This is a genomic window from Geodermatophilus sp. SYSU D01186 (genome assembly GCF_054050215.1).
Genome location: NZ_JBJGYW010000009.1, coordinates 80,880 through 91,764, shown reverse-complemented (window position 1 = coordinate 91,764; position 10,885 = coordinate 80,880). Strand labels below are relative to the sequence as shown.

Below are 10,885 nucleotides of genomic sequence, written 5' to 3'. Positions count from 1 at the left end.
CACAGGAGCCCCTCCACCGCCTGCGCGCAAGCCTGTGATCAGACGAGCGCAGTTGTGCGGTCAGGGAGCCGCTACTGCTGCCGCGCTGGGCTGAGCCCGGCCGCGGTCAAGCCCCTGGTGGTGTAGTCACACACTCGGGCGCGGTCCACAGCGCACTGCGAAGAATGCTGCCGTCAGCACGCTCAGCCTCCACGTAGAGCGGGAAGGCCGCGCAGAAGTCACCACCCGTCGCGTGGACAAGGGAAGAGCCCGTGGAGTCCAGGCTCAAGTTGCCGTAGTCGAAGAACTGCCCAGACCCGTAGAAGTCGCGCCCCTGGGTGTAGACGACGTAAACGTGCACCGTCTCATTGGGTTGGAACCCGGCGAGCTGAAAGCTCCCGGACAGGGACTGTGCCGGCGCATCAGTGATAGTGATCTGCGGCTGGGCGTCCGCCGGAGGCGGCTCAGGCGCGCAGATGACTGGACCGGACTCGAAGCGTCGTTCTCCACCGATCGCAAGCCCCACCACGTCACCCTCGGCGACGACGATGGAGTAGCGAGCCACCGGGCCGGTGGCTGCTCCACCCGAACCGGTCGAGACGCCATTTACAAACCACTCCGTCGAGGTGGTCCCCGCTGTGGGAAGACCGGAGACCTCCATCACGACGTTGCACATCCCCGCCTGCGCCCAGGGCTCGGCCGTGAAGGTGACGTTCAGCGCGGAGAGGTCCGGGAGCCCCTGGAGGACGCCGCCGTGACGAACGAACGCAACGCAAGAACCCTGGTCCACGAACGGCTTGCTGGTGACCGGGTCGATGTAGTTCGCGTAGCCGCCCTTCTTGCACGAGCCCGCGTCGGGCGCTGGAGCCGCGCTGCCGGCAGAGGCGAATGCGCCGACGCAGAGGAGAGCCGCGGCGGCAGTGAACATGGAGCGGCGGGCAGCCGCGCAGAAGGACATGGCAAAGAATCCCCGTTGGTAGACACCCCGTAGAGCCGCAGGTGCCAGCCGTTGGGCCTGGCGTGGGTTGCGGCGTGACGAAACCATACGAAACCGAGACTCGTAAGTCCACAAACCGAGGCGCGATCTCGTTGCGTCACGATGCGAGCATCAACAGCTGCACTCGTCCTAGCCGCCGCTGTCCTTCTCTCCGCTGCGCGAACGGCGCCGTCGAGTCTGGCCCCACGTCCGCTGACGATCATGCCTGAGCCCTGGACTTGGCCAGCGGCGATGACCGGCGACTCGCGGACCCGCCCGCGATCGCCGAAGCCGTTGCCGCCGACCGTGGTCACCCGACTGTCCGCCCAGGCGCTTCGTGCACGTCTTGCCCAGGCGACACGGGCGTTTCAGGGTCGATGTCCTGCCGGGATCTACGGTTGCGGCAGTGACGACTCGACCGGTCGGGCAATCGCCGCGCGGATTGGCAGAGGACTCGTGAGCTTCCTGCCGGGGGACGTGCTGGCCTCGGCGATGCGGTTCTACGAGCTCCAAGCCCTGGGGTTGGACCTCCATGCGCGGCTGGATCCGCTCGGCCTCAAGGCGGAGGTGACGCACGACGCCCAGGCCCCGCTCCTGTACCTCGCGATCCCGCTGCCGGCCGGCGGCAAGGTCATGTTGTTCTTCGACAGCAGGGGTGCCTGGAGCGTTGCGCGTCCGCTCGGACCGCACGAGCCCGGTGAGCTGACCGCGTGGCCGTTGGAGACTCCGCCGGCGACGCTTCTCGACATCGCCGCGGAGGCGGCCCGGGCGAGCATCGAGCGGCGCTCGCTGCTCAGCCCCTACTGCTGGGGCCGGGCCGAGCACTCCGTCATCACCGGGCTCGCGGACACCCTCGTCGCGCTCGGGGTGCCAGCCGGAGACATCCAGGTGCCCCGGGCCCTCACACCTGACATTGAGGGCAACAAGCTGGTCAGGGACAGCGGGCACTCGGAGAGGCTGGTGCTGCAGGAGGAGACGGAAGCAGCGCAGGTCGAGGTTGCGCTGAGACCCGGGCTCGGTTGGACCGCAGACCTCGAGGTCCATGACGACCTGGGGTCCCGAGGACGGATGGACTTGCGGTTCGCCAGCTACCACGTCCGGGAACCCAGGCCCGACATGCCCCTCGGCGAGCTGCCGGTCGACGACCTAGCGGGGCTGCTCCTGGAGTGGTGGGCGGCTGACGGCGGGACCTCCAACAAGTGGGGACGGCTGTGGCGGTACGCACCCACGCCGCGTTGGTCCTACTTCTATGTCGGGGAGCTCGACGACCATCAGGCCCTATCGAGCTGGTTCCACTGGTGCGGCTTCACCGATGTGCAACCCCAGAAGGCCGGTAAGAGCGTTCAGCTCAGCGGCAAGCACTTGCTGGTCCATCTGCATTCTGCTGCTTCCAGCGCGGGGCTCTCCGTTGTCCAGCGTGTGCAGGGCCAGGCCAGCGTGACCGCCAGCCGCGCTGCGGTGATATCCCCGGCGGGCTTCACCCGCCAGGCGCGCCGCTGGGCCGACGACGCCGGCGTCGCCCTGTTCGGACTCGATGGCGGCTCCGTCCCCCGTCCGGGCAACGAGGCGGCTGCACACCTCATGCCGGAGCCAGGGAAGCTGCTTCCGTCGGACTGCACGGGCTCCGCCTGCAAGTTCGTGGGTTGCGTGCTGGACAGTTCTGTGGGCTGCCCCACGGACATCGGCCGCGAGTGGTCCGACCCCCACTCTTACCTGTGGCGGCAGGTGGAACCCCCGAGCCAGTAGGACCGGCGCAGGGGGCTGCCCCGGTTCACTTGGCTGGTCCTGAGGTCCGAGAACGGGTTCGGCCTCCGACGGACATGCCCGACTTCGGCGAGGTCGTTGTCCTCGGGGTGGCGTGGACCCGTGTCGAGCAAGACTTAGGCGGACGGCGCTCAAGCGGCTGGCGTGAAGTGACCCCATCGGGCCGGACACTGGTGTGCTCCGGCAATCGTCCTCGGGAGTGCCCCCTCGGGTCGGGACCCCACTGTCCGTTCCGGCCGCACCGCGGCGCGTGCGTGGAAGGGTGCCTGCATGCTGGCCGCACTGCGCGTCGTCCGCCTATCGACCACGCCGATCAAGGGTCTCTCGCTGCACCATCCCTCCTCGATCGAGCTGACGACGCACGGTGCCGTCGGCGACCGGCAGTTCTTCCTGGTTGACGAGGAGGGGCGGCTTCAGAGCTGCACCGCCAACGCCGCGTTGCTGTCCCTGGCGGCGAGGTTGGACCCGGACAGCCGCCGCCTCGTGGTCGTTCGCGGCGACGAGGTGCTGTGTGCCGGCACCATCGACACCGCCTGCGCCGTCGACACCGACATGTGGGGTCTGCGCACCATCGGCGCCGATGTCGTGGCGGGCCCGCAGTGGAGCACCTTCTTCTCCGATCTGCTCGGCAAACGGGTCCGCCTCGTGCAGGCCCGGCAGTCCGCCTACGACGTGCACCCCGCGACGATTTTCGGCAGCAGTTCCGTCGCCGAGCTCGCACGCCGGTCGGGCCTCGCCTGGATCGATCCCCGCCGCTTCCGGATGCTGATCGAGTTCTCCGGCGGCACGCCGCAGCTCGAGGATTCGTGGGGTGGCACGCCCCTGCGGATCGGCGGCGCGGTCATGCGGGTCGGTGGCCCAGTGAAGCGCTGCGCGGCCACCACCCGCGACCCCGCTTCCGGTGCTGTCGACCTGCAGACGCTCCGCCTGATTACGGCCTACCGCGGCCGCCGGCACTCCGAGCTCGGAGTCGGGGCGACCTTCGGCCGGTACTGCGAGGTGCTCGAGCCGGGGACCGTCGCGGTCGGCGACTGCCTGCGCGTCGGCTGACCGACCTGGGGCGTCTTCGCCGTCCTCACTGCTTCTCGCGAGCCTCGAGCCCCCGGCCTGGACGGGTGGCCTCGGCTTGGCGACGGAGCTGGCGCACATCCAGCTCTAGGTCGGCGAGCGCTCCATGAGCACGTACCCGACGGCCAGGCAGGCGGGGACGGGTGGTCGCGGTGCTCGTCACCGGCGTCGTAAGCGGGCCGCTGCCGCCCGAGCATGACGCTCCGCCCCTCCGTGTGACCGGAGGGCTACGACGCGCCTGGCGCCGAATGCGGCGGCGGCGTGCGGGCACCGGCTCAGGAGTCCCGGCCGGGGTCGATGGAGTAGACGACGGCGATGGAGCAAGTCAGATCAGATGCAGCAGAGCTGATCGCCTTGAACCGCCGCTTCGGGGAATGGGAGTTCGCCGGGGACGGAGGCGCCGCGGGCTTCGCCGCCGTCCTCGACGACAGCCTGTCCTTCCGGAGGAGCGATGGATCGATCGCGACGAAGGCGCAGTTCCTCGCGGGCCTGGCGGATCCGGGAAACGTCACAGAGCGGATCGAGACGACGGTGGTCTCGGTGAACGTTCTCGACTCGCAGGCCGTGGTGGTGGCCGTGGTCGCACTCAAAGGGCGTCGCGGAGGGCGGGATGTTGATGGAGCGTTTCGGAACATCCGCCTTTTCGAGCGGCAGGGTGACGCTTGGCGGTGCGTGATGTGGTTCAACAAGCCCATCGCTAGCACGTAGGGACCTCGCGCCGACCATCGTGGAGCTGATAGAGGGCGGCCGCGTTGTCGCCCGGACGTCGCGCCGCACCCCGCGGCGGACCAGTACCCGAACGACTTGCACCGTCACTACCTTCTGCCGACGTGGAGGACGGACGAACATCTACGACACGCTGGTGTGGGCGGCGCGGACAATTGAAGCGGCTACCGAACCGAGTGCCGCGAACCTTCCCGCGCCGAGCGCGTTCAGCTGTTGGACTAACACCGAGGGGCTATATCCGAGGGGCGACACGCTACATACGCACACGGCTCAACCGGCTGAACTTATGACTAGTTGCGACCGAAACGGGAACCAGCGGCCGATGTCGTCGACTGGGTGCCTGGCGCCGACGAAGATTTGCCGTTCCCGCGGGACGGCACGGCCCAGTTGGTCACGGCTGGCCGGTGCCGAGGATCTGCGGGGTCGTACGCAGTTGGGCCGAGCGTCGTGCCAGGTCCCAGCCCGAGACGACTGCGTCGACCACGGATCGGACGAGCTTCTCGTCGATCGTCGCGTCGTAGACGCGAACGACTCTCGGAGAACCACCAGCCCTTGTCGAGTAGTCGCGGTGCGCCGCCCCCGCCTTGAGCCAGCGCCCGCGTGGCGCTAGGCCGATGCCGCTCAGGTCCGGATTCTCTAGCAGCCGACCGGCCGGAATGCTCACCGACCGGTTCTGCTCGTCGACACCGTTGAGGAAGCCATCGGCGAGTAGGTCAGCGAGCCGAGCGGGCTGTTTCGCGACCTGTGGCGCCGCCTTCTGCACGACTCCCGGGGCCTTCACCTCGACGCCGAACAGCGGTACGTCCCAGCTGCTGCCGTCGACCAGCTGGCAACCCAGCATGATGGTGTGGTCTGCGAACTGTTTGCCGCGCCCTGCGCCGAGCCTGGTCCGCGACAGCAGGTACACGTGCCACGAGCTGACCTTCCCGGTGACCACTGGGCCGCCGCCTGCACGGCGCAGTCCGCTGCCCTCGATCGCGGCTACTGCCGTCGGGGCCAGGTCGGCGGGCAGGTGGGACAGGACTACGCGACGGACGAGTGCTTCGATCAAGCCGCCGAGCATGACGTCGTCGAACTGCGCTTGTCTGGACGACCGCAGGGCGCCCGACTCCAGCAGGGAGTCCATCATGAAGCCGGCGACGCTGCGTAGGTCGTTGCCGGCCAGCTCGGCCGGGGATGCTCCGAGGTCCGCCAGCGCCCTCTCCAGTGCGGTGACACCCGCCCGCCGCACGTCCGCGCTGAGTCGCGCCGGCTTGTAGGACTGCTTCGTCACCGGATTGACGGTCCTGCCGCGCCGGTCCCGCCACGTCTGCGCCTCGACGAGGAAGCGGGCCACGGAAGCCGTGTGTGCGTCGAGCTCGGCTCGGGCCTGCGCTGCGCGAGCGGCGGGTAGATCGGCCGATGTCAGCTCGGCGGTGAGCTTGTCGAGCCGTTCGCTGACTCTACGGAGCAGCGTTTCGGTGGACAGCTTCTGGGTCCGCGTGACCGGTCGGTGGAAGCCGCCGCTCATCGCACGGACTCCCGGACGTAGGTCACCACCACGTAGGCGTCCTGGGTGGCTCCCCAGAGACGCAACGCCGGCCCGAACAGCGGAACACTCCCGGCCGCGAACTCCGCAGCGGAGCGCACGACCTGTCTGGCGACCTCTCTCGTCAGCTCGTCACGCCGCCCCTGGATCACGCCGAAGCCGTAGAGGTAGTCGGTCGGCCCGGCGGCGGTGACGACGGACTGGATCTCGGCGTCGTCCAGATCGCGGTACATCTGCACGTACAGCAAGACGGCCTTCGCCAGGGCGAGCCCCGCGACGACGGCTCCTGCCTTGATCATGGCGCCGGTGCGCACGGCGAGCCCGGCCAACCCGATGATCGCGCCGGCCAGATCGTCAGCGCCGACCGTTCGCTGCTGCTCCCCGGCAGGCTTGGCCGGAGCAGCCGGGTGGAGCGTGGCGACCTCAACCCGCAGCCTCTGCAGAACCAGCCGTTCGAGCTCGCCGAGGCGCTCGTCGGTGACGAGGAGGTCGAGCACGTCGGGCGACGTGACCGCGGACCACACCGGAGCGGCCGAGCGTGCACCGGCGAGTTCGATCACCGCTGTTTCTGGACCCCGGACGGGCATCGGGGTCAGCCCCCTGGCGCTCGCGGCCTCCGCAGGATAGGTACCCAGCCACCCCTTGCCACCGGTGACCGACCGGTACGGCAGGACGGAGGCCGCGTCCAGTGCTTCGCCCTGCATGGACCGCAGCCGTGCCTCGAGGTGGGCCAGCAGCTTCGCCATGAGCTTCGTGACCTCGTCGGATGACCGAAGACCTACCTTGCCGGGCTCCGGTCTCACGTGCCCGGCCAGGAACGGGGCGATCTCTATGAGCGTCTGCAAGGCCACGGCGTACTCCTGCTGCGTCCGGTCCAGCGCCCGTCTCGCGTCTTCGCGGGCCCTGGGGAGCGCGGCGCCCTGCGCCGGTATCGAGGACGGTTTCAACTCCGAAATGCCGGCATAGGCGTGCGCGGCATACACGAAGTTCCGGCCGGTGCGTTCGGCCTCCCGGAATGCTGTGACGGCGGCCTTCGTCGCTGGCAGAGACGCGTCCACGGTCGGTGGGTCGCCGGGCCGGAAGCCGAACGTCGCACTCGCCGCGGCGACAGCGTCGAGGCAGGACCTCAGCTTGCCCTGCACAAGCACGCTCGCGGCGGATGCGATCGTCTCAAGCGCGTTGCTGATCGCGACGGTGATCAGCTCGCGGGTTAGGGCGTAGAAATCCCTGCCGACCGGTGTCGCTTCCGGCGAGGCCTCAGCGTCGCTGGTCCCCCCGGGCGCAGGTGACTTCTCCGTGAGTTTGCGCCACCCCTCGTCGTACGCGCGCAGACCAGCCCACCCGTCGACGAGGTAGAGCTCGAGGAGGTGGGACAGCAGCAACCCGTCCAGCTCGACAGGGGGACCGCCGTCGAACGGCGCGCGATCCTGGAGGTTCACCAGCTGGTGCGGCGTGATCTGGCCGAGCCCGGCGGGAGCGCCGTCGACGTAGCGCTCGACCAGGTCGGCGTAGGAGGCGAAGAGATCGTCCGCTGCCGTCACCGGCGGGAGCGGCTCGGCTCGCCCACCCCGGCCCGACAGCGTGCGGAGCGAGCCGGGCGCGGGGGAGGCGGTGCCGACGCTGAGCAGGTCCACGCGCGTCACTTGGGCTGCGGCAACGGGGTGCTGCTGTCGTGCAGGTAGAGGAGATCGGTGGGGAGGGTGTACTCCCAGGGGTCGCCCACGGGCGTCCCGTCGTCCTGGGTCGACGCGCGCACCTCGTCGGCGACCGATCGGAACAGAGGATCGGCCATCGTGGGGGCCTCCCTGCCCAGCCAGGGAATCCCGCTGGCTGCGAACATCAGCGATGCCGCCTCGTACCCGGCGGTCGCCGGGACCAGCACCCGCACCGAGCCGGCTTGCAGGAACGCCTCGAACTTCGGATCGCTGCGCGCGGTCCGGGAAACGCTGTCCAGCCACCGATTCCGATGCGCCCAATAATACGGGTAGGCGATGTAGGAAAGGTTCTTCCAGTCGAAGGCCTGCTCGAGGAACTGGACGAACCTCCCGCGACGGGCCGCTTCGGCGAACTTGACCCGCGTCAGCGACACCGGGTGCTTCTTGTCCGTCGCGAACGCGGCCGTCGGGACCGTCCTGTCCACGGTGAACGGTGCTACGTCCATGTCGACGTCGTCCGTCGCGAGCACGTCCGCGGAGAACTCGTCCCCCGGCTGACCGTCGAAGGGGCGGGTGAGGTAGCCGATCGCGATCCGGCGGAGCTCCTGGCGGATCATGGTCTCCGCCTTACCGGGCGAGATGGTTGCTAGGAAGTCGTCGAGGGCGAGCGCCTCGATGTCGTCGAGCGCGCTCTGGTAGTCACGAGTCTCGGAAAGGTAGCGTGACCGCTCCTCGGTGTTGCGGACATCGACCTCGCGCTGCTTCGCCGCCCGTACCGCGGCTGTGACGGCGTTCTGCCACTCCTCGATAAGCGCGGCGGACGGCTTCAATCGCAGCCAGAACGCGAGCGAGAACCTCTGGCAGTTGTACACATCGATCGACAGCGAGGCCGATGATCCGGACAGCACGACGCTCGTAGCCGCCGGGACGGTGTCGTCAAGGGCGTTATACCGGACCTTGCCGAAGTTCCGGTCCACCATCGTCTGGCCCTCGATCCGGACCTGGAGCTTGTTGTTCTCCTCCTCATTCGGGGATGGCGTCGCGGGGCCGCCGTCGAACTCGCCGCGGTACTCGCCGGTGACGGTGACGTCGACGATCTCGTATCCGTCGAGGTCGTGGCCGAACGAGGCCCCGAACGACCGCCACTTCTGCTTGCCGTCGTCGACGACCTGCGCGAACGATCCGCCGTTCGAGGTGCCGGCTACGCGCACAGACGCTGTCTTCCGGGGTGGCGGGAGAGCACTCAGGTCGTACTGGGACGCGAGGATCCGGTAGGACGTGTCGTTGACCTCGGCGGCGGTGAAGTCGAGCGTGACCGTTTCCAGCTGGAGGTCCGCTGGCTTGCGGGGGAGCTGGATGCTCTCCTCGATTTGCGCCCGCAGCATCGCGACCAGCTGCCTGGCGGGCTCGGGGATGACGATCTCGTACATGAGCCGCCGCCCATAGCAATACACCTGTGCCCGGTACCTCTTGCGCACCCAGGTGTAGATGCCAGAGACGTCCTCCGGCCTCCTGCCGTTCGTCGCGGTGTTGTCGAAGGAGAACGTAACGGTGTTGGTGGTCTCGGTGAGGAGCTTCGTCGAGCGGGCAGTCGTAATGCGCTGTTCCACTCGCGATGCCGCCTTCGCGGTGACGCTGCGGGCGAACTCCGTGCCGACGGACTCACGGCGTTTGGTGTCGAGGCCGTAGTTGATCCCGCCAGTCGTGTTGAGAGTGGCGGCGTCGCCGTACTGAACCTTCAAGGAGACGTCGGCGTTGACCTTGAGGGCAGAGGCGATCTCGTTCTCGATGGCGGACTTCAAACTCGAACGATCGTCGCGCACGGTTTCGGTCGACGACTCGGTCACGGTTGATTCGTCGGTACTGAAGGACTCCTCGGACCTCTCCAGCCGTTTACTGGTCCTGCTCCGCCGTTCGCCCTTCATGACGTTATTGATGTCGGCGATCTCGAGCGCCTCGTATCCAACCAGCTCATCACGGACAACGTTGAGGTCGCCGATGCCGATCGGCCGCAGGCGCAGCGGTTCGAGGACGTCGAACAGTCGGATGAACAACGGGTGCACGGAGACGGTCAGACTGTCGACGAAGGTGGACAGATCTCGGACGGTTCGAATCCTGGGGAACCCCGCCGGCACGGACTTGCGGTCCCACGAGGTGACCAGCCCCCGCGCTGAGGTCGTGTACTCGGCGAACGCGACCGCCCCCACGCGGTCCAGCTCGGCCTTGGACCTCAGTCGCGGTGTCCGCAGGACGAGCGCGTCCCTGGCAAGTGCCTCGACGACGCTCAGCACCTTCAACGCCGCGATGAACGGCGACGCGTCGACGGTGTACCAGCGCTGCAGGACGACGATGAGGTGCAGCCGGTCGAGAAGGTCCCGGCGCCACTCGACGAGCGGGTTGGTGCCGGTCGTGAGGTCGAGCAAGTCGATGTCGCCGAGTAGCGCCCGAATCCGTTCGACGAGGCGGTCGATGTCTTGGTCCCGACCGTCGGGGCGGCCCTTCTGCCGGTCGGTCGGGGGCGGCGATGGCGTCGACGCCGCGGCAAGGGTCGCAGCGATCGCGTCGCCGATCAACTCGATGAGCGCGGTCGGCGCTGTGGGACGGGCCGCGGGGCTGAGTCGCCACGGGGCACTCTGCGGCGGCTCAAGGTTGCCGCGTGGGTCGACGAGTATGGATTCGGGTGCCTCGCGGAGCGCGCGGAGCATGAGCGAAGGGTCGGCGGGTCCGCCCGGCGGGTCGGGGATCCCGGGGCAATCGGCGACGAGGGGCGCAAGAAGATCCAGCGCAGCGTGCTGGAGCCGTTCCATCCGACGCTGGCGCGTCCCCGTCCAGCAGAAGACCGCGTCGTAGACCGGGCCGGCGATGCCTGTACGACCGGCGCTGAAGGGATCACGGTCGTTGAGATAGCCGTAGGGGGGATCGACGTCCAGGGTGACGTCGCGGATGGTGGTGTAAGGGTGTCTCCGCGACTGCTCCGCGTCCCGGATCAATACGAAGCTGAACAGATCGAGTTCCGCCGCCACCGAACTGACGGTAATGCTGGTGTTCTCGTCTCGGAACCCGTTTCGTCGCCGGCCGTGGCGATGCCCGGACTACGTCGACAGGGCGGTCCTCCTGCGTAATGCCTTCGGCCAGGAGGTACTCATCACCGTCGAGCTCAAGACGCGTCCCCGGACAAGCGCTACCGTC

At 68.4% G+C, this 10,885-nt stretch carries 7 protein-coding genes; 3 read left to right on the top strand and 4 right to left on the bottom strand.

The features are described from left to right. Positions 1-106 precede the first annotated feature (106 nt). Positions 107-937, bottom strand: a complete 831-nt coding sequence (locus ACI784_RS09140) for a hypothetical protein (protein WP_457013227.1) — start codon at positions 935-937, stop codon at positions 107-109. A gap of 474 nt (positions 938-1,411) precedes the next feature. Between ACI784_RS09140 and ACI784_RS09135 the strand changes: the two genes are divergently transcribed. The 3 genes from ACI784_RS09135 (at position 1,412) to ACI784_RS09125 (ending at position 4,495) form a co-directional block, all read left to right on the top strand. Then, a complete protein-coding gene (locus ACI784_RS09135; RefSeq protein WP_457013226.1) occupies positions 1,412-2,701 on the top strand; it encodes a hypothetical protein in 1,290 nt (429 codons plus the stop codon). Between the two features lie 288 nt (positions 2,702-2,989). Then, the gene (locus tag ACI784_RS09130; protein ID WP_457013225.1) at positions 2,990-3,769 is read left to right on the top strand and encodes an MOSC domain-containing protein; all 780 of its coding nucleotides are present in this window, start codon (positions 2,990-2,992) and stop codon (positions 3,767-3,769) included. A gap of 333 nt (positions 3,770-4,102) precedes the next feature. Next, positions 4,103-4,495, top strand: a complete 393-nt coding sequence (locus ACI784_RS09125) for a nuclear transport factor 2 family protein (protein ID WP_457013224.1) — start codon at positions 4,103-4,105, stop codon at positions 4,493-4,495. A gap of 409 nt (positions 4,496-4,904) precedes the next feature. On the opposite strand, the gene ACI784_RS09120 is transcribed toward ACI784_RS09125, so the two are convergent. The 3 genes from ACI784_RS09120 to ACI784_RS09110 are packed head-to-tail and all read right to left on the bottom strand — an operon-like array spanning position 4,905 to position 10,719. Further along, positions 4,905-6,023: a hypothetical protein gene (locus tag ACI784_RS09120; RefSeq protein ID WP_457013223.1), complete on the bottom strand. Its 1,119-nt coding sequence runs from the start codon at positions 6,021-6,023 to the stop codon at positions 4,905-4,907. Beyond that, positions 6,020-7,675, bottom strand: a complete 1,656-nt coding sequence (locus ACI784_RS09115) for a hypothetical protein (RefSeq protein ID WP_457013222.1) — start codon at positions 7,673-7,675, stop codon at positions 6,020-6,022. The genes ACI784_RS09120 and ACI784_RS09115 overlap by 4 nt, the downstream gene beginning before the upstream one ends. Before the next feature lie 5 nt (positions 7,676-7,680). After that, a complete protein-coding gene (locus ACI784_RS09110; protein ID WP_457013221.1) occupies positions 7,681-10,719 on the bottom strand; it encodes a hypothetical protein in 3,039 nt (1,012 codons plus the stop codon). Positions 10,720-10,885 lie beyond the last annotated feature (166 nt).

Coding starts and splice junctions, on each gene's coding strand:
- ACI784_RS09120 (WP_457013223.1), bottom strand. CDS start 6,023: ATGAGCGGCGGCTTCCACCGACCGGTCACGCGGACCCAGAAGCTGTCC.
- ACI784_RS09130 (WP_457013225.1), top strand. CDS start 2,990: ATGCTGGCCGCACTGCGCGTCGTCCGCCTATCGACCACGCCGATCAAG.
- ACI784_RS09125 (WP_457013224.1), top strand. CDS start 4,103: ATGGAGCAAGTCAGATCAGATGCAGCAGAGCTGATCGCCTTGAACCGC.
- ACI784_RS09140 (WP_457013227.1), bottom strand. CDS start 937: ATGTCCTTCTGCGCGGCTGCCCGCCGCTCCATGTTCACTGCCGCCGCG.